Source organism: Candidatus Curtissbacteria bacterium (assembly GCA_024654445.1).
Classification (GTDB): domain Bacteria; phylum Patescibacteriota; class Microgenomatia; order Curtissbacterales; family GWA2-41-24; genus JANLHP01.
On the sequence record JANLHP010000013.1, the window covers coordinates 89,589 to 112,387 of the forward strand.

The 22,799-nt window shown below is 42.3% G+C and carries 26 protein-coding genes, 1 tRNA gene and 1 pseudogene; 19 read left to right on the plus strand and 9 right to left on the minus strand.

Features of this window, described 5'->3' with window-relative positions; all coding sequences use genetic code 11:
* Positions 1–11: 11 nt before the first annotated feature.
* Positions 12–95: transfer RNA gene (locus NUV69_01590), tRNA-Leu, on the minus strand.
* Between the two features lie 101 nt (positions 96–196).
* Between NUV69_01590 and NUV69_01595 the strand changes: the two genes are divergently transcribed.
* The gene (locus tag NUV69_01595; GenBank protein MCR4324360.1) at positions 197–1,177 is read left to right on the plus strand and encodes an NGG1p interacting factor NIF3; all 981 of its coding nucleotides are present in this window, start codon (positions 197–199) and stop codon (positions 1,175–1,177) included.
* Between the two features lie 133 nt (positions 1,178–1,310).
* The gene (gene efp / locus NUV69_01600; GenBank protein MCR4324361.1) at positions 1,311–1,871 is read left to right on the plus strand and encodes an elongation factor P; all 561 of its coding nucleotides are present in this window, start codon (positions 1,311–1,313) and stop codon (positions 1,869–1,871) included.
* A gap of 5 nt (positions 1,872–1,876) precedes the next feature.
* Here efp and NUV69_01605 read toward each other — a convergent pair whose 3' ends face one another.
* The gene (locus tag NUV69_01605) at positions 1,877–2,350 is read right to left on the minus strand and encodes a hypothetical protein (GenBank protein MCR4324362.1); all 474 of its coding nucleotides are present in this window, start codon (positions 2,348–2,350) and stop codon (positions 1,877–1,879) included.
* 102 nt (positions 2,351–2,452) lie between these two features.
* Here NUV69_01605 and NUV69_01610 point away from each other — a divergent pair, with 102 nt between their 5' ends.
* The 7 genes from NUV69_01610 to NUV69_01640 all read left to right on the plus strand — a co-directional run bounded on the left by NUV69_01610 (position 2,453) and on the right by NUV69_01640 (position 6,832).
* On the plus strand, positions 2,453–3,364 hold the full coding sequence (locus NUV69_01610) for a prolipoprotein diacylglyceryl transferase (GenBank protein ID MCR4324363.1): 912 nt from the start codon (positions 2,453–2,455) through the stop codon (positions 3,362–3,364).
* The gene (locus NUV69_01615) at positions 3,361–3,732 is read left to right on the plus strand and encodes a TraR/DksA C4-type zinc finger protein (protein MCR4324364.1); all 372 of its coding nucleotides are present in this window, start codon (positions 3,361–3,363) and stop codon (positions 3,730–3,732) included. The genes NUV69_01610 and NUV69_01615 overlap by 4 nt, the downstream gene beginning before the upstream one ends.
* The gene (locus NUV69_01620; GenBank protein ID MCR4324365.1) at positions 3,704–4,129 is read left to right on the plus strand and encodes a signal peptidase II; all 426 of its coding nucleotides are present in this window, start codon (positions 3,704–3,706) and stop codon (positions 4,127–4,129) included. Before NUV69_01615 ends, NUV69_01620 begins: the two co-directional genes overlap by 29 nt.
* On the plus strand, positions 4,126–4,890 hold the full coding sequence (locus NUV69_01625; protein MCR4324366.1) for an RluA family pseudouridine synthase: 765 nt from the start codon (positions 4,126–4,128) through the stop codon (positions 4,888–4,890). Before NUV69_01620 ends, NUV69_01625 begins: the two co-directional genes overlap by 4 nt.
* Before the next feature lie 222 nt (positions 4,891–5,112).
* Positions 5,113–5,253, plus strand: a complete 141-nt coding sequence (locus tag NUV69_01630; GenBank protein ID MCR4324367.1) for a hypothetical protein — start codon at positions 5,113–5,115, stop codon at positions 5,251–5,253.
* A gap of 50 nt (positions 5,254–5,303) precedes the next feature.
* The gene (locus NUV69_01635; GenBank protein MCR4324368.1) at positions 5,304–6,305 is read left to right on the plus strand and encodes a hypothetical protein; all 1,002 of its coding nucleotides are present in this window, start codon (positions 5,304–5,306) and stop codon (positions 6,303–6,305) included.
* A complete protein-coding gene (locus NUV69_01640; protein MCR4324369.1) occupies positions 6,305–6,832 on the plus strand; it encodes a hypothetical protein in 528 nt (175 codons plus the stop codon). Before NUV69_01635 ends, NUV69_01640 begins: the two co-directional genes overlap by 1 nt.
* Here the strand turns inward: NUV69_01640 and NUV69_01645 are convergent.
* A complete protein-coding gene (locus NUV69_01645) occupies positions 6,829–7,545 on the minus strand; it encodes a tetratricopeptide repeat protein (protein MCR4324370.1) in 717 nt (238 codons plus the stop codon). The two genes, NUV69_01640 and NUV69_01645, sit on opposite strands and share 4 nt — an antisense overlap.
* Before the next feature lie 140 nt (positions 7,546–7,685).
* Between NUV69_01645 and NUV69_01650 the strand changes: the two genes are divergently transcribed.
* Together NUV69_01650 and NUV69_01655 are read left to right on the plus strand one after the other, a co-directional pair.
* Positions 7,686–8,429, plus strand: a complete 744-nt coding sequence (locus NUV69_01650; protein MCR4324371.1) for a YebC/PmpR family DNA-binding transcriptional regulator — start codon at positions 7,686–7,688, stop codon at positions 8,427–8,429.
* On the plus strand, positions 8,426–8,923 hold the full coding sequence (locus NUV69_01655) for a hypothetical protein (GenBank protein ID MCR4324372.1): 498 nt from the start codon (positions 8,426–8,428) through the stop codon (positions 8,921–8,923). The genes NUV69_01650 and NUV69_01655 overlap by 4 nt, the downstream gene beginning before the upstream one ends.
* Here the strand turns inward: NUV69_01655 and NUV69_01660 are convergent.
* Positions 8,920–9,240 carry a hypothetical protein gene (locus tag NUV69_01660; protein MCR4324373.1) on the minus strand — a complete coding sequence of 107 codons (321 nt, stop codon included), beginning with the start codon at positions 9,238–9,240 and terminating at the stop codon, positions 8,920–8,922. The two genes, NUV69_01655 and NUV69_01660, sit on opposite strands and share 4 nt — an antisense overlap.
* 45 nt (positions 9,241–9,285) lie before the next feature.
* Here NUV69_01660 and NUV69_01665 point away from each other — a divergent pair, with 45 nt between their 5' ends.
* Entirely contained in the window at positions 9,286–10,587 is a 1,302-nt protein-coding gene (locus tag NUV69_01665; GenBank protein MCR4324374.1) for a helix-turn-helix domain-containing protein, read from the plus strand.
* 7 nt (positions 10,588–10,594) lie between these two features.
* Entirely contained in the window at positions 10,595–11,089 is a 495-nt protein-coding gene (locus tag NUV69_01670; protein ID MCR4324375.1) for a hypothetical protein, read from the plus strand.
* Here NUV69_01670 and NUV69_01675 read toward each other — a convergent pair.
* A complete protein-coding gene (locus NUV69_01675) occupies positions 11,086–11,511 on the minus strand; it encodes a GNAT family N-acetyltransferase (GenBank protein ID MCR4324376.1) in 426 nt (141 codons plus the stop codon). The genes NUV69_01670 and NUV69_01675 overlap by 4 nt on opposite strands.
* Positions 11,512–11,583: 72 nt before the next feature.
* Here NUV69_01675 and NUV69_01680 point away from each other — a divergent pair, with 72 nt between their 5' ends.
* The 5 genes and pseudogenes from NUV69_01680 to NUV69_01700 all read left to right on the plus strand — a co-directional run bounded on the left by NUV69_01680 (position 11,584) and on the right by NUV69_01700 (position 16,018).
* On the plus strand, positions 11,584–12,777 hold the full coding sequence (locus tag NUV69_01680; protein MCR4324377.1) for a hypothetical protein: 1,194 nt from the start codon (positions 11,584–11,586) through the stop codon (positions 12,775–12,777).
* Positions 12,774–13,667: a succinate--CoA ligase subunit alpha gene (locus NUV69_01685; GenBank protein MCR4324378.1), complete on the plus strand. Its 894-nt coding sequence runs from the start codon at positions 12,774–12,776 to the stop codon at positions 13,665–13,667. Before NUV69_01680 ends, NUV69_01685 begins: the two co-directional genes overlap by 4 nt.
* Positions 13,668–13,702: 35 nt before the next feature.
* Positions 13,703–14,437 carry a citryl-CoA lyase gene (locus NUV69_01690; GenBank protein MCR4324379.1) on the plus strand — a complete coding sequence of 245 codons (735 nt, stop codon included), beginning with the start codon at positions 13,703–13,705 and terminating at the stop codon, positions 14,435–14,437.
* A 6-nt stretch (positions 14,438–14,443) separates the two neighbouring features.
* Positions 14,444–14,926 (plus strand): annotated as a pseudogene (gene ruvC, locus NUV69_01695) (crossover junction endodeoxyribonuclease RuvC).
* Positions 14,927–15,217: 291 nt separating this feature from the next.
* Positions 15,218–16,018, plus strand: coding sequence for a hypothetical protein (locus tag NUV69_01700; GenBank protein MCR4324380.1), 801 nt, complete (start codon positions 15,218–15,220; stop codon positions 16,016–16,018).
* 910 nt (positions 16,019–16,928) lie between these two features.
* On the opposite strand, the gene NUV69_01705 is transcribed toward NUV69_01700, so the two are convergent.
* Positions 16,929–17,321, minus strand: a complete 393-nt coding sequence (locus tag NUV69_01705; protein MCR4324381.1) for a hypothetical protein — start codon at positions 17,319–17,321, stop codon at positions 16,929–16,931.
* Positions 17,322–17,374: 53 nt separating this feature from the next.
* Entirely contained in the window at positions 17,375–18,085 is a 711-nt protein-coding gene (pyrH, locus tag NUV69_01710; protein ID MCR4324382.1) for a UMP kinase, read from the minus strand.
* A gap of 222 nt (positions 18,086–18,307) precedes the next feature.
* Between pyrH and NUV69_01715 the strand changes: the two genes are divergently transcribed.
* Complete coding sequence (locus NUV69_01715; GenBank protein ID MCR4324383.1) at positions 18,308–19,249, plus strand: tyrosine-type recombinase/integrase; 942 nt, start codon at positions 18,308–18,310, stop codon at positions 19,247–19,249.
* Positions 19,250–19,256: 7 nt separating this feature from the next.
* On the opposite strand, the gene NUV69_01720 is transcribed toward NUV69_01715, so the two are convergent.
* The gene (locus NUV69_01720; protein ID MCR4324384.1) at positions 19,257–19,592 is read right to left on the minus strand and encodes a hypothetical protein; all 336 of its coding nucleotides are present in this window, start codon (positions 19,590–19,592) and stop codon (positions 19,257–19,259) included.
* A 1-nt stretch (position 19,593) separates the two neighbouring features.
* A partial coding sequence (carB, locus tag NUV69_01725; protein ID MCR4324385.1) for a carbamoyl-phosphate synthase large subunit occupies positions 19,594–22,799 on the minus strand: 3,206 nt, incomplete at its 5' end.

Here is a 22,799-nt window from a genome sequence, read left to right on the forward strand (position 1 = left end):
TCAATTTTGTGTGCCGAGAGAGGGGGTCGAACCCTCACGATCTTGCGATCATAGGTTTTTGAGACCTACGCGTCTGCCGGTTCCGCCATCTCGGCTCAGAGCTAGATATTTAGCCTCGAATATTATATCATTTCCTAAAGCTCGACTAATTGTCTAACGTCAATAGACTATCGACAACTGGCGATCAACAATTAATATGACTATTCGTGACATATATGAACTTGCCGTTAAGATGGGAATGGACGCCGACCCAAGGGGTAAAGACGGCGTAAAGTCACATCTGGCGAGAATGGAAAAGTTATACCAGGATCTACCGAAAACCAAAAAGGCAGAGTTTGACCTCGAAACTTTAAGAAACCCATATTCCGATACAAGAATTTTGTTTGGGAGTCCTTCGGTAAACGTAGACGCCGTAATGGCGGGAATTGATGCTGGCGGAACAGAAGTTTTGCTTACCGACCGGCTTAATCAGAAGGGGGAGGGCATTGACCTTTTGATTTCTCACCATCCAAGTGGACACGCACTGGCATCTTTGCACGAAGTTATGGACTTGCAGGTAGAAACTTTTGCTAATGCGGGTGTACCGGAAAACGTGGCGCAAGCGCTTCTTGCGGATTCAATGGGTTATATAAAAAGACGTTTTGGACCGCTCAATCATTCCCAGACTGTTGACGCCGCGCGACTTTTAGGTGTGCCCCTTTTGGCTCTTCATACCGTTTGGGACAACATGGGGGACGCTTTCATGAAGAACTATCTAGCTGATAAAAAACTGACTACAGTCGGTGACGTGATGGAGGTAATTTGTGAAATTCCGGAGTTTAAAGAAGCAATAAAAGGGAAAGCGGGTCCGAGCATTGTCTCTGGAGGTGAAAAAAGTAGAGTCGGCAAAATACTGATTACTTTAACTGGTGGCACTAACCCCCAAAAAGATCTTTATATGGAGCTGGCAAAAGCTGGTGTCGGGACGTTAATTGAGATGCACATTCCAGAAGATTCTGTAGAAGAGCTTAGAAAAGCTCATATTAACGCAATCGATATAGGCCATATGGCTGCTGATTCTATTGGTGCCAATCTATTTTTAGACGAGTTGGAAAAACGAGGAGTTAAAGTACTTCCGGCTTCTGGACTGATTCGGGTCAAAAGATCTACCACCAAATCTTCTGGAAAGAAAAAATGATCCATTTTTTTGTCATTCTCGACCGTTCGACTACGCTCACGGTCAGGAACGGTCTGAGTGTAATTGAAGACTTGGTCGAGAATCTAATGTTTGAGATTCCCGCATGCGCGGGAATGACAAGGAGTGTGAAAAAATGATTTCAGCAACGGAACTTAGAGCGGGTATAGTCTTCGAAGACAGAGGGGAATGCTTTCTTGTTTTAAAGTATGAACACATCAAGATGGGCCGTGGAAGCGGCAATATCAAGGTCAGAGTCAAAAATCTTAACAATGGCTCAACGATTGAAAAATCTTATATAACGGGTGCTAGGGTTCAAGACGTTTCTCTTTTGAGGAAAAAGGTTCAATTTTTGTACCGCGATGGAGCTGGATTTCATTTTATGGATATGCAAAGTTATGAACAATTTACTTTAGATGACAAGCTTGTTTCTGAATCAGCGCCATTTTTGAAAGAAGGCTTGGAACTTTCGCTTATGGTAATTAGTGATAAGCCGCTTTATATTGAACTACCCAAAGTCCTTGAGTATCGGGTAACCCAAACAGCAGGAGGAGCAAAGGGTAATACTGTTGGAGCTGCTCAGAAAGAGGCGGTTTTGGAAAATGATCTGCGAGTTCGCGTTCCACTCTTTATTAATAACGGAGAGGTCATTCGAGTCGATACAAGAAGCGGAGACTATGTCGAAAGAGCTAAGTAGTTTGGTTACTGTCGAGTTGCGAGAATTGAACCCAGATCTTCTGTTGTAAGTGCCGCAATCACAATAACTCCTACAACTACCACCTGAGTTACAAAGCCCCACGGCAACTGCATCCTGTTTTGGAGTCTGTGTCCGAGCCATTCGACCCAAGAAAATGGGGGAATGTGGATGCCAAACTTAGATGATGGTGCCTCGACCCAGTCGGGGAGCTGAGCTGCAATTACCATAACGAATAGGTAGACAGGCTCTACCATTCTTCCAAAAATTAGAAAAACAAGAACGAAACCTAATAAAACATCAACAGTTGCCTCCATTCTTAGGCGCATGATGGTTTTTTTACGTCTGTTTGTGCCTGCGTCCCAATGCGGAACCAAGTCGGCAAGAAAATGTGAAATTATGGCAAGTGGAATGCCAACGTAGGGGTTAACGAACTTTACGGCTAGACTTGCTCCGATAAGAGCGTGCGCGGTTGCAGTCATACAAGCTGAAAATACTCTTTCTGTTTGTCATTCTAACATCTTTTGATTTTCTTACCAAGAGCTTGTTTCCAAGGAGCGCTGGGCTGATATATAATGCGAAGCGTGGTTCAAAATTTAATAGGAAGTCTTTCTTACTCTGTTTTTATTTACCCGCTCTTTGTGTTTGTTGCGATTTTGATGTTCCTTTTTTTGTTCTGGAGAGCGATAAAACATGAACTATTTGATGAGGTACTAATGCTCGATACAGCTGTGGTTGCGACTGTGGGTGCACTTCTAATGTCTAGAATATTTGAATTCATATTTCAGTACGAAAAATTTTCCTGGTCGTATTCAAAGCTAGTATTTTTTAACAAGTATGGTGGTGTCGATTTTTGGGGAGGGTTGATAGGGGCAGGACTTTTCGCTTATTTTTTCCTGCGAAGCAAAAAGATAAATTTTTGGTACGTAGCAGATCTTGCTGCTGCGCCGATTGCTTTTGCGCAGGCTATTGTGGCGCTTGGTAAATATATTGCGGTATTTGCCGATAGCCGCATAAATATTTATCTTTACTATTTTCTAGGCTATGTTTCTATATTTTTTGTGCTTAAGGTGCTAGCTCGCAAAAAGAGGCACTTTGGCTTTTTTATTTGTTTTTACGTGGTTTCCATTTCAGCTTTAAATATGATACTGTTTAATTTCAGGGAAGAAAAAACGTACATTTTAAAAGTTGTGCCGTACGATCTTGCCGCGCCTGCAGTTTTTTTAATTGGTGCCGTTTGTATTTGGTATTTACTTAGCAAAAGGAAGCTAGCTCGGGACTTGAAGGGCTTTTTTGGGCGGCTACTTCTGGGGATTTTAAAACTTTTTCGAACACTCACAAATATGGACGAGGCGGACAGGGTCTCGAAAGCGATTGTTCTTTCCCCTTATTTACTAGTTCTTAGGCTCGGGGCTTTTCTGAAATTGGTTGGTAAAGAAATTGTAAAGAGTTTTTCGGAATTTTTATATGTTCTAGGCGTTAAAAAGTTAAAATGATTGGAATTGGCAAAATAACAGGAAAAAGAGAGGCGCTTTTCAAAAAAGTGAGGGCGCAGAAGAAGGCAATTGTCGAGAAGCTCTCAAGGCTGAGGAGGGATGATCCTTTTTCGTCTGCTGACAGGTCGTTAATAGTTGAGCCAGCAACAGACGCTGCTATGCTTTTTGGCCACGAGCAGTCGGCAGTTCTCGAGAAAAGACTTCAGGGTGATTTAAAAGAAATCGAAAAAGCGCTCAAGAAGATTAAAAAAGGAACTTATGGAATTTGTGAGCGGTGTGGTAAGAAAATAAGTGAGGCCAGGCTTGAAGTTAAACCTTCGGCAATTTATTGTTTAAAGTGTGAGAAAGAACTTGAATCTAAGAAGTAAACAGAAGCTACTCTTCTCTTTTTTAATTCTCATTTGTGTAGTGATTTTGGATATAGCCTCGAAAACTTATATCGCCCCTTTGGTTTCCTCGACGTGCAACAGCGGATACGCTTTAGGTGTAGCCCCCAACACTTTTAACGCGATTGTGAGTTTAGTTGTGATTGTTGCCGCTCTTGGTTTTTTGGTCTGGGAAAAAAGGCTGCTGCCATTTGTTGGAGCGAGTTTTGTCATAGCGGGAGGTGCTGCCAATTTTTTTGACCGTGCGATGCACGGGTGTGTTTTGGATTTTATAAGTTTTTTTGGGATTACGAAGTTTAATTTGGCAGACAGCGCAATTACGCTCGGAATTCTGATTTTAGTGTACAATGTCGTGTTTGTGAAAGAAGGCTATGAGTGAAGATTATTTACGAGGACGAGCAAATATTAGTTGTTGATAAGCCGGCCGGCCTTGTAGTCAATAAGTCTGAGACGGTTAGTGAGGAAACGCTGCAAGATCAACTGTCGGATTATTTCAAGTTGGGAGAGGGATTGGGAATTGGGGATCGGGCAGGTATTGTTCACAGATTAGACAAGGAGACGTCTGGAATTCTTGTTGTAGCAAAAACCGAAAAAGCTTTCAGATTTTTACAAAAACAATTTAAGCTTCGAAAAGTACAGAAAGAGTATAAAGCGCTTGTTCACGGTCACGTGGGACAAAATGCCGGAGTGGTGGATGCGCAAATAGGAAGAATCGGGAGATTTGGTAAATTCGGAATTGTAAAAGAGGGCAGGGAGTCGCAGACAGAATACGTCGTTGGCGGTAAATATAATATAAAGGAAGCGATATTTGAAAAATTAACAGAAAGTGAAAATAAAAATAGAAAAAACTATTTAAAAAATCATGGCAGGGACTATTCACTGCTCTCGCTCTTTCCAAGGACAGGAAGGACGCACCAGATAAGGGTTCATATAAAAAGTCTTGGCCACCCCGTTGTTTCGGACACAATCTATGCACCATCTAAACTACTTAGATTCGATCTTTTATGGTGTCCACGCTTATTTTTACATGCAGCCTTGCTTTCTTTTGTTCATCCAAGCACTAAAAAAGGTGTAGATTTTAAATCTGATCTACCAGTAGACTTAAAAAAAACGCTTGAGAATTTAAAAACTGACAATTGAGGAGGAGGCCTCATCCTTGTATTAAGGTGAGACCTTAATACAAGGATATCAAGGATCTCACCTTTCGATATACAATGCCCCTTCAACAATTCAGGGCCATGGCATGCGGTCCTCGTCCTTCGGACGACTGCGGGCCTAGACTCAAGGAGAGACTTTGATCTGATTTTGCGCTTGCTGCTTCCGTGCCTAGCTGCTAAAATCATTGTAGAGGTGAGTTTTTAAATGAGTGACAGGTCCGGGTTTTTCAAAGGGGAGAAAAAGAAGAAAAGAAAAGATACGCTTGAGGATCAAGCTATTCACATGCCGAGGGTTTATATACCTCCAAGGGTAGAGATTATCGGTAAAAACAAAAAAGGGAAGTAACTTCAATAATTCTTGGGCAGCTTAGCTTCAGTCTTTCACGAGGCTAAGTTATGACGAGATATAAATCACGCAAGCCGCATTCTGGACAAAGCTGGCAAAAGAGAGAAATTCACAGAAAATGGCAAAACATTGTCGGACTGTTTATTACAGGGATACTTACTCTGGCACTTACCAATGGCATAGTAAAAAGTTTCTCTTTTGGTTCTGAATTGGGCAGATCGAATTGGGATGGCGATTCTTCGTTTGCTGCAGTTGTCAACACAACCCCTCATTCAATTCTCGTTTTCCAAAAAGAACCAAAAAGATTGGTCCTAATTCCAGTTCGCGAGGATCTTTTTATGGCTACTGGAAACCCTAAAAAACCGTTTTCCAAGATAGGTGATCTTTTAGAGGAGAACAATGGTGAGAAGAAAACTGTTGTTTCCTCGAGAATAAGCAGATCGTCAGTCGACAATTATTTTCTTTTAGAAAACAGGAAGAAAGCGGGCGAAGAGGTTCTTGAAGACTTTTCAAAAAGCTATGGTTCTTTTATTGCACCTTTTAAAATAATGTCGGGAACAGTTAGTAATATTCAGGATACAAATGTTACTCGAATTGACCAGTTAAGGCTATGGTGGCAACTGAAAGGTTTAAGTGCAAATAACCTGGAATTAGTGCAGTTTAGCAACATTTCGGAAGAGATAGTTACCGGTACTGGGAGCAAGATACTTGGGGTTGACGACGTTTCTTTGCATAGACTTTTTAGTACTTATTTGGAAAATCAGGCATTTTTTGAATCTGATAAAAAAATAGTTATTGAGGATGGGTCGGAAAGTGCTAGTGGGCAGTTGGCCGCAGATTTTGTAAATAGCGTAGGAGGTAGAGTCGAAAGTGTTTTACAAGCCTCTGTACCTGTTCTTCATACGATAATTATTGCTGATGATAAAAATTCATACGAAGCTGAATATTTGGCAAAGATATTTGATTGTGATATAACTTCACTGAAAAACGCGCCTCAAGGCGAGATTAAGGTTGTCGTAGGCGAGGATTTTGCCCAGAAGTATACACTTTGATGTTTGTTCTTATCGGTATCATAATTCTTATTATTTCCTTTGTAATAGCTTTGGGCACGTTAGTCATCGAGGAAAGAAATGCGCCGTCAGCTTCAGACGAGGATGATTTGGGCAAGGAGCAGGAGGCGCAGGATGAGCCCACAGCTGATAAGACCCAGCTAACGGATGAGCCTTCAGCGCAAGAGTCTGACAGTCATCGTGAGAAGCTCGAGAGAGCGGTTGCTGCCGCGGAGGAAGAAGAAAGAAAAGTTGCAGCGGGGGAAGCTCTGCCTAATGATGAGCCTGCGCCTTTGGAAGAAGACAGTCGAGATACCCAGAGAGTGCCTTTCCCTTGGGATACTGAAGCTCCAAGCGCAGGTGGAGTAGGTCCATCAGGAAGTCAAAATCAACCTCCATCATTGCCAGTTGACGAGGATGAACTTGATCAGCCGTTTGCACAAAAGCCTTCTGGCGATAGTCGTAAAAGAGATGGGGACCAGAGTACAACGGTAGATTTAAGCCAACTTGTGGATAAAAACAAATCCTAACGGGGTCTTAGTTCGTCTTCGAACATACTTCTTTTGGCCTGAAAAGTGGGCTGATTACCAAATTTTTCTGATCTTAACGTTTCTCTCACGAAGATGGTTAAACTTTTGGGTGATGCGCTTTTAATGTACGCTTCGTATTGATTACCGCCGCCTATAAAAAGAAGCAGGCGATGTGCAAGATCATCCGGAAAAGCCCCAAGATAAATATCGCCTAAGGTTGATATTGTGACCGAGTGATTTTTTGGGTGCATTGTAACTTGGTCGCCACAACTAAGTACGGCTAGAGTTGAAGGGGGTGCCAAATTAATTAAATTAACGATTTTTGTTTTACCGGGCTCGTCGAGAAAGATTCGTGACAAATTAATAATAGTTGCTGTTGCAGTTATGCTATTTCCGTTTGTAGCGGAATGGCCATTGCTTAACTTGGCTCTTTTTGTGACCTTTTCCAGGTTTTTGACGGCGATGATATTGTAAGGGTCGATCTCAAGAACCTTTTTATACATCTTTTCAGCCTTTTGGTATTCTCCTAGGCAGCAGTAGGCGCGCGCAAGACGGTTTAGCGCTTCCACGTCGTTTTCGGTGCCTGCAAGGATCTTCTTGTTGAGCTTGATGGCTTCTTGCCAGTTGGAGGAAAGGGCAGCGGTTATTGCAGCTTGGGCAAGTATCTGGCTACTTGCGCTTTCTTGTGAGCCGCTTGAGTCCACAGATTGCATGAAATCCACAATATGATAACGGTGGACTTTCCGTCAATGGGTGAAAAAAGTGGAACATTCCTGAGAAAAAAGAGGACTATATTTACTCAAGTATCTTTACGAATTGAAAATTTTGATTTGAGAATCTAAAATTAGAGACCATGAGCGGGCATAGTAAGTGGAGCACAATCAAACGGCAAAAGGGAGCAGCCGATGTTAAGCGTGGACTTACCTTTACGAAGATGGCTAACGCCATAATTATTGCAGTACGCGAAGGTGGCGGAGGTGATCCTACGAGTAATTTTAAATTGAGGCTGGCTATGGATCAGGCGAGAGCTGTTAACATGCCAAAGGATAACATCCAGAGGGCGATAGAGCGAGGTATTGGCAAGGGAGGCGGGGACAGTTTACAGTCTGTTGCTTACGAAGGTTATGGACCGGGTAAAGTAGCTTTGGTTGTGGAAGCTGCTACAGATAATAAGAATAGGACGACGGCAGAGGTTAAAAGCACGATAGACAGGGCGGGTGGAAGTTTTGTCGCACCCGGAACTGTTTCATGGATGTTTAAGGATGAAGGTGTAATTACAGTGTCGAAAAATGGGAAAACAATGGATGAATTTTTGGATATTGCGATAGAAGCTGGGGCAGAGGATGTCGCGGAAGCTGGGGATATGGTTGAGATTTACACACAACCTAATAATCTAGAAGCTGTTAAAAATGTGTTAGTGGAAAAAGGAATTAATGTTGAAAATGCAGAAATTTCTAAAAACGCAACAACTTCTCAGGAAATAACGGATGCTGAAACGGCAAAGAAAGTTTTGGCTTTGATGGAAAAACTTGAAGATCTTGACGATGTCCAAAAGGTTCATTCGAACTTTGATATAAAAGACGAACTACTAGTATGAGGGCAGAGAGACAAGGAAATTCCGAGAGAAGGGGTTTTGCGGGATATAGCTTATTCATGTTCCATTCACCTCTCGCAGAGAAGGTTTTGATTGTGGAGAGAAAATTTAGTGAGGAACATGGGCCGGTTTTAGGTACTTATCCGCTTAAAAATATTCCATTAAGGGTAAGAACTGACAACAGTGATACTGCGGCTGATTATGTTAATAGAAGGTACGCTATAAATTTGACTCGAGCTTTTTCCCGACACTTGACTGATGGGACACACGATGGTGTAAACAGGTCTCACTACAAAGTAGGCTCTGTTGTTATGCCGCTCGTTTTTTTGACGCAGACTCCTTTTTGGGACAAATTTTTAAAGTCGATTGAAGGAAGTGTGGATACAAATCTTCTGGATCGAGAAATTACGTCAATGTTAAACGAGGAGAGAGCTGTTTTGAAACGTGTTGTCGAAGGTGTCGGTTATCGTACGATGTGGCAAAGGCCCAATGACTAGGTAAGGTCAGTATCCTCTGGGGGCGCCGGTATCATCCTTGTTGGGAAGCTACCTTTTTCTCTAAGCATTTGGTCAATAGTTTCTTTCGCCTCTGCCGGTGAAATCCTTCTCAGTCTTACTCTGGCTCTTTGTTCAAGCACGTCGACACTTTCTACTAAGGAAGGCGGTCTAATGTTACAACCCATGGCAATTTGAGGATCCGGATGAAAATCACTCGCACCTTTTGGGACAATTCTTTTTTCTACCATATTTGCAATCTTAAGTAATGACTTATGTTCGTCGCTTGACGCAAGAATGACACGAACCTGACATTTCAAATTTTAGTTTGCCAACGGGGTTTCTTAGAAGTATCATACTCTTTGGTGAATAACGTTTACATCGAGGGCAAGTACCCTCTTTCTTTTAGGGAAGAAGACGCCAAGGAGCTCGGAGAACATTTAAGGCTGAGACATTCAGTCGAGTTAGTCGGTGCCAAAAGAGTTGGTATCGGGAATTTTTTGCGCTTCTTTCTTTATCGCGAGGGGGTCGTTGAGAAATATATTAACCACGGAGAGAGCCATTTGTTCGTTCCTGTGGACCTTAATGATCTCGTCGAAATAGACCTTTTTGCTTTTTGGGTGCTCTCTTTTAAGAGGCTTGCGGACGTTGCTGAAAATTCAAACATCAGCGCGGAAGTAAAAAAGAAAATTAGTGATCTTTTCCTCGATTCCATCCAGTCTAAAGATGCTTTTTTGACTATAGAAAGCCTGCGCCAAGCGCTTTTGGAGCTTATTAGAAGTGATATTTTACCTACTATATTTTTCCTTCACTTCGACAGACTCGAACCCGTTGTCAATCGCGACTTTTTCGCGAACTTAGTCGGGCTGCAGACGGCAAGTGCGAATAAACTTGCCTACGTTTTTACGAGTTTCAGGACGCTAGACGAAATTTCACCAAGCGTTTTTTCGCGTAAGCTTCTTTCTGTTTTTTCGCACCCTATATATATGGAGCCTGCTCAGGAAAAAGACACTAAGGTTATTTTTGAGACTTACGAGCAGAAATATAATGTTAAACCGAGCGCAGAAGTCGAGCAGGAGATACTTAAACTTAGCGGGGGACACGTCCAGTATCTGCAATTGTCTCTTATTATTCTTAATCAAAGGGTGAAAGGGCAGAGTATTGGCACAGATGAGCTTTTTGAGATTTTGGTTTCAGATGAACGAATTAGTTTGCAATCAGAAGAAATTTGGGAGAGTTTGACGGTAGCTGAAAAGAGTGTGCTCGAGAAAGCGTTTCGTGGAGTTGGTGTCAGCCGTGAGGAAAAGGAAGGGGCTGCTTACTTATGGAAGACAGGGATTCTTTCGGGTGATGGTAAGGAATCCAAGATATTCAGCGTGCTTTTTGAGGATTATTTAAAAAGACGATCGCGGGTTAGCGCGCCAGTTGAAAAAACGGACCTGACGAAAAAGGAAAAATTAATGTTTGAATTTCTCTTGGCAAATCGTGACGAAGTTTGTGAGCGAGATTCGATAATCGAACACGTTTGGCCGGAGGAAGCTCAGGAGTTGGGCGTTAGTGATTGGACAGTTGATAGACTTGTTGCAAGACTTCGAACGAAGCTCAAAAAGCAGAAAAGCGAATACGAGATTGTGACGGTTAAGACGAGAGGGTTCAAGCTAACTTAATTTATCAATGATAGAGACAGAGAGGGTGACTTCTGGAAATTGGCTTTCTACAGAGGTGAGGGCGGTTATTAATTCCTGTGATTATTTTTACGAGTCGGGATCCGAGAGAGCGAGAGAATTTAACTTTACGAGGAGGCTTAGAGGAGATCGATTTTTTCCGCGTTTTCATATGAGGGTATCAAATTTCGGTGGTTTTGCATTCGACTTTCATTTAGATGTAAGGGAGCGCGTTTCGATTCACGCGTGCGAGGAAAACCTGGAAGAGCTTGAGAGAATTAGCAAATGTTTAGAAACTTTGAAAGAAGGTGCAAATAATGATCAAGTAGACGCCGTTAAGAGGGGAGTTGTTCATCTTTTAATGTTTGGTGTTGCAGAGAGAGTTCCTCCCCAGGAATATTCCTTTCAAAGGCAAATTTTATGGGGTAAGGATAGGAGTACGAGAAGGAAAAGAAAATCTCACAAAAATGTGCCTCCTCCAAAAATAGATTTTGAGGATTATTAAAGATCCATCCTAAACTCAAAGCCCCATTTTTTGAAGCCTAGTTTTTCGTAGAATTTATGCGCGTCTTCGCGATCGAAGCCGGAAGTGAAGATCATTTTGTAGCAATTTTTGTCTTTTGCGATTTCGACGCACTTTTCAAAAAGGGAAGTTCCCAGGCCTTTACCTCTTTGTGCTTTGTCAACGACCAAACCTTCGAGATAGGCGATCCTTTTTCCCCTTATTGCGACATCTAAATAATAAATCGATGCAGTACCAACGACTTTATCGTCAACCCTTAAAACCAAAACGTCGCAAGAAGTGTCTTCTAACTGTTTTTCGAGAACCTCTTTAGAATTTGGGGCAGGAGTGTCTGTTCGGTAAATTTGTGTCTGGAGAGCGAGAATTGCGTCTATGTCTGAGCTTGTTGCGGTGTCTATCTGCATGTAATTATTTTAGTGGATTGTGGGTAATTTAGCCACTTTTGTGTTAAAATTTGACCTTAGGACACAGCTAGGGTGAAGCTTTACGAATTCGAGGGACATAGAATATTTTCAAAAGTGGGCATAAAAAGCCCCTTTTTTGTTGTGGTCGAGAGCGAAGAGGAAGCCAAAGAAGCCAGAAAACGCCTAAAATTCCCAATTGTTGCCAAAGTTCAAGTGCTTTCGGGCAAGCGAGGCAAGGCTGGGGGAGTTAAGATTTGTGCCAACGAAAAGCAGCTGGTGGCTTTTTGCGGGGAATATTTTGGCCGTGAGTTTTCCGGTGAAGCCGTAAAGTATATCGCGCTTTTTGAAAAAGTTGAAATCGCGAGTGAATTTTATATGTCGATTACTTACGACACTGTCACAAAAACACCATTTTTACTTTTTTCCACCCAAGGTGGAATGGATATCGAAGAAGTCCAAAAAGAGACTCCTGAATCTATTATTCGGGTCGAAATTGATCCGTTCAATGGACCCAAGACTAAAGATTTGGAGAAAAAAGGAGTGCCTGCTGATTTTGCGATGAGACTCTGGGATGCTTTTTCTAAATATGACGCGAGATTAGTTGAGGTTAATCCGCTTGCGCAAAATGCGGATGAGGAATTTGTCGCAGTAGACTCCAAAGTGATTTTAGACGATTCGGCGCTAATTCGTCATAAGGATTTAGAAGTTTTGCCAAAGGGGGCAGTGGGCGCTATTCCAACTCAGCGAGAGCTTGATGCTAAGAAGATCGATGAGGAAGATTACAGGGGTTCTGCCGGGTCAACATTCATAGAGTTTGACGGGGATATTGCAATTCTTGCTTCTGGAGGGGGAGCGAGCTTACTTGTTATGGATGCTGTTTTTGCAAGCGGTGGAGTGCCGGCAAACTATACTGAATATTCAGGCAACCCTCCAAGAGAAAAAGTCGAGAAGCTTACCAAAATAGCTTTATCTCGTGAAGGCCTTGCAGGGTGTTTAGTTGCTGGAGCTGTTGCGAATTTTACAGATATTTACGAAACGTTAAAAGGGCTTGCTGATGGACTTTTGCAAGTTAAGCCAAAACCAAACTACCCAATTGTCGTAAGAAGAGGCGGACCAAGACAAAAAGAAGCGTACGAAATGCTTGAGAAATTTGCGAAAAAAGAGGGTTTTGATATTCATCTTTTTGGCCCGGAGACTCCGATTTCTGTCGCAGGGAAGAAGATGGTTGAGCTTTCAAGAGGGTTCAAAGCAGGGAAGGCAAAATGAGCATTCTTGTTAACAAAGAAACTAAAGTTTTGATACAGGGAATTACTGGTAAATCTGGATTGCAGGCAACAGGTGAGATTTTAAATTACGGGACAAAAGTAGTTGCTGGGGTTACGCCGGGGAAAGGCGGGCAAGAAGTCGAAGGTGTTCCCGTTTTTAACACAATCCGTGAAGCGCTAGATAGTGTCGGACCAGTCGATGTTTCGATGGTGTATGTTCCGCCGCTTCTTGCTTATGATGCTGCAATGGAGGCGATAGAAGCGGGAATACCCTTAATTCAAATTTTTGTTGAAAAGATTCCAATTTACGACGTTTCCCGAATTTTATTTGCCGCCAATAAAAAGGGAGTGAGGGTTCTGGGTCCTGCATCTGTTGGAGCAATTTCTCCCGGTGAAGGCAAAATCGGCTCTATTGGAGGTCCAAACCCAGACGCGGTTTTCAGCAAAGGCCAGGTTGGCGTCATTTCAAAATCTGGAGGAATGTGTAGCGAACTTGGACGGCTTATCTCAAATGGAGGATTTGGCCAATCGACAGTTGTGGGTGTAGGTGGCGATTTACTTGCAGGAATAACCTTTTCGGACCTTTTGATGATGTTTCAGGAAGATCCTGATACTAAGCTTGTTGTCGCGTTCGGAGAAGTGGGGGGAAGCAGCGAAATAGAGGCAGCTAAATTGATTCGAGAAGGAAGTTTCAGAAAACCATTTATTGTATTTTTAGCTGGTAAATTTGCTGAAAGTTTACCCAAAGATACTAGCTTAGGACATGCTGGTGCCATTGTCGGCTTAGAAGCAACGATGGAAGATAAAATTAAAGCGCTAAGATCCGCTGGTGCAATTGTTGCTGAAAATTTCGAAGATATACCTGCCCTCATCCGGAAGACAATTCGCTAGTTTCTGCATTCTGCTTTCGGGTATACTTGTAATATATGGCTAAATACAGAACTGCAATTACGACTCATGTTGAAGGAAAGCCGCACGTGCACGGCTATGATCTTACGGGTCTTGCCGGGAATAAATCATTCACTGCTGCAATTTATTTAGTTCTGAAGGGGGAACTACCAGACAAAAACTCTGAGGCAATGCTCAATGCGATTTTGACGATTGCCATTGACCATGGGGTGGAGCCTGCGTCTGTTGTTGCTGCAAGAAACATATATTCTGGCGGTAGCCCAGTTCAGGCGGCAGTAGCTGGTGGGGTATTGGCGTTTGGGGAATACCACGGGGGAGCAATTGAACGCGCAATGGAAATATTTAAACAATATCAGCCAGAAGGTGTGGATAAGCTTCTTGATGATTTTAAAAAGAGTGGGGACAGGGTCAGCGGATTTGGTCACAGACTTTATAGTGTAGATCCTAGAAGCGAAAGGTTAATTGCGCTTGCGAAGGAATATGGGTTTTACGGGAAGTATGTAAAATTTGCAGTTGAAGTTGAAGAAAGGTTATCCGAAGGCGGTAAAAAACTGCCGCTCAACATTGATGGGATAACAGCGGCTCTTCTTTTAGAGATGGATTTTAATCCAAAAGTAGGGAAGGGTGTTTTTATAATCGCGAGGGTCCCCGGACTAGTTGCTCATGTTGCCGAAGAAGCACTGCGCGAAAAACCGGTGAGAAGGCTTGATGAAAATGACGTGGAGTACGATGGGCCAAGGCCCAGAAAGTAATCCAAAATGCTGATTTTTGGGATTGATCCAGGAACTGCGACAACAGGCTATGGGGTAATCGAAACTAACGGTTACGCCAAAAATGGGAAGCTAAAGCTGGTAGAGTACAACTGCATCGTTACCCCCAAAGAACAAGATATGCCCCTGAGACTATATAGTATCCAAAAAGAGCTTGATGGACTATTCAAGCGTTTTAAACCTGATTGTGTAGCAATAGAGCAATTATTCTTCGGCGTTAATTCTAGAACGGCGATGACTGTAGGACAGGCTAGGGGAGTTGTGCTCTCGACCGCTGCATCCTATAGGCTACCTATATTTGAATATCAAGGATTGCATGTAAAGTTTACCTTAACGGGGAGTGGAAAATCTGACAAGAAAGAAATTCAGCGAAATGTAGTTGCAAGACTTGGGGGACGAGAACTTACAAAACCGATGAAAGGGTACATAGACGATGCGGCGGATGCGCTTGCGGTTGCGATTTGTCATGTGCTAAAGACGATGGAAACAGAAGTTGCGGCTGTAGTACCAGCGCCGACTTCATTCATAATCCCTCGCAGAAAATCGAAGACTCTTAGCCCACGGACGAGTGCGAAAGAGGGATTACATACTTCCGAGATTCGAGGAGTCAAAGATGATGATTTTTCTGCTCGCTCTTCTAAACTCGAAAATACAATACCGAGGGCTGAAAGCCCTCGGAAGTTTATAAAATCTAAAAAGAAAAAGGTGTAAGGGCCCTCCTACGTTCTGCGTTGCAGAACTTCGGAAGGGTAAAAAGTGGCATTGAATTTAAAACGAATAACTGCGTACGAAATTACGAAAAGGCAAAAGTTCATACTGATGTCTTTTTTCTTAACGGTTATTCTGGTCGCGACGCAGACGGTTCCTGAATCATTAAGATTCGAAACAATAGGTGTACTGACATTCTTTACAATTTTTCTTTCTGTGTTTTCACTTTGGGGAGAGCTCTCGGGGGTGAAGTACTTTTTGCTCCTTCTTTTACCGGCGTATTTTGTTGCAGGTGCTTCGCTTTTTTACTTTTTGCTGCCAGTTAGGTGGTTAACGAGATTGCCGTTTGCTTTTTTGTTTGGAATTTCTGTTTATCTTTTGATGCTAACTTCTAATATCTACAATGTTGCCGCGATTCGAACGATTGCGCTTTTGCGTGCAGCCCACGCGGTAGGACTATTGTTTTCGATAATTTCTACGTTTTTTCTTTCTAACGTGCTTTATTCGCTGCATTTGCCGTTTTTTCTTGTAGCACTCGTGACTGCGGTTATTGTGATGCCGCTTTATTTAGCGGCACTATGGTCGTATGAACTCGTCGATTTTATCTCACGTAAGGTTTTTATATACGCGATTGTGTTTACGCTGGTGAGCGTAGAGGTGGCGACGGTGCTTTCTTTCTGGCCAATTGCGCCAATTAACGGGGCGCTAGCTCTTTCGACAATCATGTACGTTTTGATGGGGCTGTCGCAGCTGCATTTCAGCGACAAGTTGAAGCAGAGGGCAGTCATCGAGTATTTAGCTGTTTCTTTCGCCGTATTTGTGACCGTAGTTGTTTCTACAAGGTGGGGCGGATAAACGCGCTTTGCGCAATTTCTAATTTTGCGGAGCAAAACTTCTCTTTTTAATTTCTAATTTCTAAACCCAATAACTCGCGGGCTTCTAAGACCTATAGTTATTCAAGGGGAAGAGCGTATTTAGAGTGTAGTTGAGAATATCTTAAAAATTTTCTAGCCACAGTCTAGCTTCAAAAAATGGAACGGACTGCTTGAGGTAGAGGAGTGGGAGTAGAGGAATGGGTGATATAGTGTGATACATTTATAGTATTCGTGAAAAAGGGAGGTGTAAAGCCGTGAAAAATGTCCGGATTAAAGGGCGAAATTTGGGCCAGCTGACAAGGATTATTTTGAGAGGCAGCGCTTCAAGACAGGGAGCCCCACCTCACAATACACACGCACTTAAGCGAAAATTTCAGCAGGCCTATAAAAAGACTGCTAACGGTGGGACCTTGTTCGCTGGTCTCTATCGGGGAAGGGCCAAAAATAGTCATGGATATCTATGAGAAAAGAGTTATGTCTCTGGTTGTCTGTCTGTGTACGCTTATTCCCTCGTTCGAGCGTTGATCTGAATATCCTATTGCGTCGCACAATAATACTTTTACGACGCGGGTCGAGGGTATGAGGGAAGGAGGGGTAAATAAGAAGAATTAAGAATTATGATTTATGAATTATGAATTTGGTCCAAATTCAGCTCTTATTTTCTTGACTTTCTGCAGGTTTCGTTTGTTTAGTTTTGATGTATTTGTCCCCTGTTTGTTGCTTTTTGCAGTCGTTGGATATTTTTTGTAGTAAATCGCTCGCCTTCTCCCAAAATGGTCGCGTTAAAATAAAAGTAAATGACTAACTAACTGTCTTTTTAAGAAAAAGCCGTTTAAGGCGCTCTGATGGGCTAATCGAGGCTAAAAAGAGACCAAAAAGCTCTATGTTTATTAGTTGGTTTCGGGAGATATTGTCGCAAATGGCTTGCCTTGTCTTAAAGACGTAAAACACCGGATTTTTTTAATTTTTATATCCGGAAACATTAAATGAAAATTTTCTTCAGCAGCGATTGCGGAAGCTTCAAGCGTCACGAACGGGCCATTGATCGGGACGACTGGTGCGAACTCTTCAAGGGAAGGTTCTATTGCCTCATCACCAATCGCGGAGATACAATAAGCTAGCATAAAGCTACTGGCTGACCTTCCTGGTTTATAAGATACAATCACGTGTCCTCTACGGGACTGTGTTACAACGACGTCCAGATTTCCGGTTCTTCTTATTCTCTCAACGGACTTTGTTTCTATTCCTAACGCTGGATCGAATATTCTTTCTTGATAGCCCATTCTAATAGAATTATAGCAGAAATGTAAGAAAAAGACTATGGGGTTGAATAGAACTAGGAAATGAGGGTACCGATGGGTTCGCCGTTAACGGCTTTTTCGATGTTGCCTTCTTTTAGAAGGTCAAAAACCAAAATTGGGATGTTGTGGTCCATACACATTGAAAGCGCGCTGTTATCCATGACTTCTATCTCTTTGTTGGTTATTGCTTCGTCGAAGCTGACTTTTTCAAGTTTTGTTGCGTCACCATTTTTCTTTGGGTCTTTATTGTAAACGCCGTCAACCTTGGTTCCCTTGAGGATAATGTCGCATTCTGTTTCTAACGCTCTTAGCGCCGCTGCTGTGTCCGTTGTAAAAAAAGGATTTCCGCTTCCCCCAGCAAAAATGACAACTCTCCCCTTTTCCAAATGTCTTAGTGCCTTTCTTCTTATATATGGCTCACAAACGTCGTTGATTTCGATCGCGCTTTGAACTCGTGCCTGTTGGCCTTCTTTTTCCAAGGCTGCTTGAAGCGCGAGTGAATTCATGATTGTTGCCAGCATTCCGATATAATCCCCAACTGTCCGCTCTAGTCCGTGCTCTTCTGCTGCTGTCCCACGAAATATGTTGCCTCCGCCGACCACAATTTCTACTTGCGTACCTGTCTTTTGGGCTTTAATTATTTCTTTAGCGAGCCAAATAGTGAATTCGGGGTCGATTCCGTACTCCCTTTTTCCAAGAAAAGTTTCACCGGAAAGTTTTAGAAGAACTCTTTTGTATTTTGGCACCTTCCTATTATTGTACCGCTTTACCCAGCCTTATGTCGAAATTCTTCGTCTCTGTCGCAGAATTTTAGCACTAGCTTCAGGTGCTATTTGCTTTTACGCTCATCCGCGTCGTAGAATCCTTCGACTTCGCTCAGGACAAGTTGGGACACGTCGCAAATTGTTTGACAATCACTTCCCTACTTTCTAAACTTATACTAGATACCAAATACTCAATACTAAAATATGTTTAACCTTTCTGCCCTGGTCGAGGAATTTCTGGAATATCTAGAAATTGAACGAAATCTTTCACCTCTTACAATTCGTGATTACCGCCATTATTTGAACTTTTTCGTCGACTGGTCCACGGCTAACTCCCCTATTGTTGAGCCGAGCGATATATCTTTGGACCTTGTGCGTAAATATCGTGTATATTTGGCCCATTTTAATAGTCCAAACGGTAATCTTCCGCTCAAAAAAGTGACTCAGAACTACTATGTAATTGCGCTGAGATCGTTCTTGAGATATCTGGCTAAAAAAGATCTTAATGTCGTCACCCCCGATAAGATCGAATTGCCGAAAACGGAGAGTCGATCTCTGAAGTTTTTGGACCGTGAGCAGCTGGAACGCCTGCTTTCTCAGCCCGATGTTTCTAAAGAACTCGGTTTGAGGGATAAAGCTTTAATGGAAATGTTGTTTTCTACGGGACTTCGGGTATCAGAGCTTTGCAAGCTTGACCGCGATCATATTAATTTGGAAAGAAGAGAGTTTGGTGTTATAGGTAAAGGACAACGCGCGAGAGTTGTGTTTATTTCCGAAAGAGCCGCTGTTTGGCTCGAGAGATATTTTTCCAAACGTACCGATAGTTTTAAGCCTTTATTTATTAGATATTCCGGTGCGAAAGATCCGGTTGATGAGCCAACTTCCGGAGAAAAAATGAGGCTCACTCCCCGATCTGTTCAGCGAATGATAGACAAATATGTTAAGAAAGCTCGTTTGCCGGTTAAAGCCACGCCGCATGTTTTGAGGCATTCGTTTGCTACCGATCTTTTGATGAATGGCGCGGACCTAAGGAGTGTGCAGGAGCTTTTGGGTCACAAAAATGTGGCAACAACTCAGATCTACACTCACGTTACAAACGCCCAGCTTAAAAACGTCCACAAAGCATTTCATAGTGGAAACAAATAGTTCTTTTCTAAATCTCTATTCCCTGCAAGATTTTATCTTTTAAGACTAAGGCGTTGGTAGATGGAAATTCGATTGCTCCATCTCTAATAATCATCCCCACTTCTTCGAGTGTTAAATCTAAAATGGCATGATAATCAGGATCAATGTCCTGATTAGTCGTAAGTAGTGTGAATCTCTTGAACATTCCAAGTGCGTTTTCGACGGGGTTTGCGTCATCCGGAGACTGATCGAGAATCTCGGGGTTTGTCTGTAAAAAGTCTACGAAGTCTTCTGTCGCGAACAATATTCTTTCGAAATCTTGTTTTGATAATTCACCTACCTGGCGCGTTATACTCTCCGTCATATTAATTTCGGTGTACCACATACGACTGCCAAGGTAAAGGCTTAAGGTCACTCAGTTTCTTCTCGTAAATTGCTTTTACAAAAAGTTCTGCTGTTTGAATGTTGGTTAAAAGCGGAATCCCAAAGTCGATCGTCGCGCGTCTTATCAGGTAGTCATCGTCGAATTCTTTTTTAAAGTAAGGATCAATGATGTTTATTACGAGATCGATTTTTTTGGTGTGAAGAAAATCAAGGACATTTGGTTTTTTGCGCTCGTAAATTTTGTGAAGTTTGATATTTTTTAGCCCGTGTTTTTTAAGAAATGCAGAAGTTCCAACTGTTGCGTAGATTTTGAGCCCAAGGCCGTAAAGCTTTATTGCAGATTCCAGGAATTTGGCTTTGTTTTCGTCCCCTGCCAAGGAAATGAAGACTGAATTTTGAGGATATTTAATACCGGTCGCAAGAATTGACTTTAAAAAGGCTTCCGAAACGTCTTCGCCGAAGGATGCTACCTCTCCTGTCGACGACATTTCTACACGCAAAATGGGGTCGGCTCCTTTTACCCTAGAAAACGAAAACTGAGGAGCTTTGACTCCGACATAAGAAATGTTGTTGCTGTCGTAAACTTTTGGTTCCTTGAGCTTTAGTATCGCGTCTGTTGCGACTTTGACGAAATTAACGCCTATTACTTTCGAGACGAAAGGAAGACTTCGGGATGCGCGCAAATTACATTCTATAACCATAACTTTATTGTCTTGAGCTAGAAATTGGATGTTAAAGGGTCCCGTGATTTTTAATTCTTTTGCAATTTTATTTGTAATCTTTAAAATTTGTTTTTCTGTTTCAAGGTAAATCTTTTGCGCAGGAAGAACCATAGTTGAATCCCCGGAGTGGACACCCGCATTTTCTACGTGTTCTGAAATTGCGTAGACTAGTAAATTTCCGGAATCAGCAACGGCGTCTATTTCTATTTCTTTAGCGTTTTGAACGAACTTGGAAATCACCACCGGATGCAGAGGAGAGATATCGGAAGCTTCTTTTAGGTAATCGAGAAGATCTTTTGAGTTAAAGGCTAAGTTCATGGCTGCTCCGGAGAGAACGTACGAGGGACGAATTAAAACCGGAAAACCAATGTTTTCTGAAAAAGAGACAGCGTCTTTAACGCTTTTTAGCATTGCCCAATCGGGTTGGTCGATCTCTAGATTGTCACAAAGACTCGAGAACTTATTGCGGTCCTCTGCCCTATCGATTGATTCGGGTTTTGTTCCGAGAATATTTACGCCACTTTTTGCTAGTTTCATAACGAGATTATTGGGTGTTTGCCCGCCCATAGAAACAATGACACCTTTAGCTTTTTCCTTTTCGTAAATTTCCAAAACGGTTTCAGTAGAAAGTTCGTCAAAGTAGAGTTTGTCTGCCATGTCGAAATCTGTAGAGACTGTTTCGGGATTGCAGTTTACGATGATCGTCGACATGCCGCCCTCTCTTGCGGTTTGGGCGCAGTTGACGCTGCACCAGTCAAATTCTACAGATGAGCCGATTCTATATGGACCAGAACCCAACACGATAACTTTATTTTTGGCTTTTAGATTCTTGTTGTCTTGCATGAAAACATCATCACTCTCGCCGTTGTAGGTTAGGTAGAGGTAGTTGGTTTCCGCGGGATATTCTGCTGCAAGTGTGTCTATTTGTTTAGCGCTAGGATGGATATCAAGATTTTGTCTTCTTTCTCGAATGGTCTCTTCTGTGGAATTTGTAAGAGTTGCGAGACGTTTGTCAGAGAATCCAAATTTCTTTGCTTCAAGCAAATCTTCTTTGCTTTTGGCTTTCGTTTTTTTAATTCGTTCTTCTAAGTCGACGATACGTTTGATTTTTTCTAAAAAGAATTTATCGATGCCAGTTTTTTTGGCAACTGTGGATGTTGACACTCCCTCTTTAAGTGCTTGAGCAATTGCAAAGATGCGAGACGGAGTTGGTTGGGCGTATTCGATTGTTGGCGCCCTTTCGTCGAGCACGCCATCAAAACCAAGGTCTAACATTCTGACTGCTTTTTGCAGAGCTTCTTCCAGCTTTCTGCCTACTGCCATTACTTCCCCGACTGATTGCATGTACGGACCGATTTGATACTCGCTGCGTGAGAATTTATTAAGATCCCATCTGGGCATTTTGACGACAATGTAGTCGAGTGCTGGCTCAAAGCAAGCAATTGTTTTTTTGGTGACAGAATTTTTAATTTCGGTTAAGCCATAACCGAGTCCAATCTTTGCGGCAACGTAAGCAAGAGGATAACCTGTTGCTTTCGATGCTAAAGCAGAGCTTCTTGAAAGACGCGCGTTGACCTCGATTATGCGATAATCGAGGGAATTTCGAAATTCTAAATCCGAAGCACGAAACAAATTAGAATTTTCTAAATTCAAATGTTCTAAACGTTTTGAATTTTGAGAATTTGTATTTTGATATTGTTTCGAATTTCGATATTCGTATTTCGGATTTGTTTGCTTTGGATTAGGATTTAGCGCAAACTGAATGTTGCACTCCCCCACTATTCCCAGATGTCTGATTACTTTGATCGCAATTTCGCGAAGTTTATGATATTCAAAATTATTGAGTGTTTGGGATGGTGCAACGACAATTGATTCTCCTGTATGGATTCCCATTGGGTCGATATTTTCCATATTGCAAACGGTGATACAGTTGTCGTATTTGTCTCGGACTACTTCGTATTCGATTTCCTTCCAGCCGTTTAAGTATTCTTCGATTAAAACTTGAGGAGACTTGGAAAGGGCTCTTGTTACTGCTTCTGTCAATTCTTTTTCGCTGTAGCAAACTTGCGAATCTTGACCGCCGAGAGAAAACCCACTCCTGGCGATAATCGGATATCCTATTTTTTGGGCTGCCGCTTTGGCTGCTTTTGGTGATCTGATTGCCGTGCTCTTGGGAATTAGGAGGTCGATGCTCTCAAGGGTTTTGGCAAACAGGTGTCTGTCTTCTGTTATTTGTATTGCTGAAACCGGAGTTCCCAGAACAGTCACATTATGGTTTTTAAGAAAATTTGATTTGCTCAGCGCAAGACCACAATTTAGGGCAGTTTGTCCTCCGAAAGATAGAAGGATTCCGTCAGGTTTTTCGGCTCTTATTATCTCTTGGACAAAATGTGGCTCGACGGGCAAAAAGTAAACTTGGTCCGCAAAATCCTTCGATGTTTGGATGGTTGCTATGTTTGGATTGA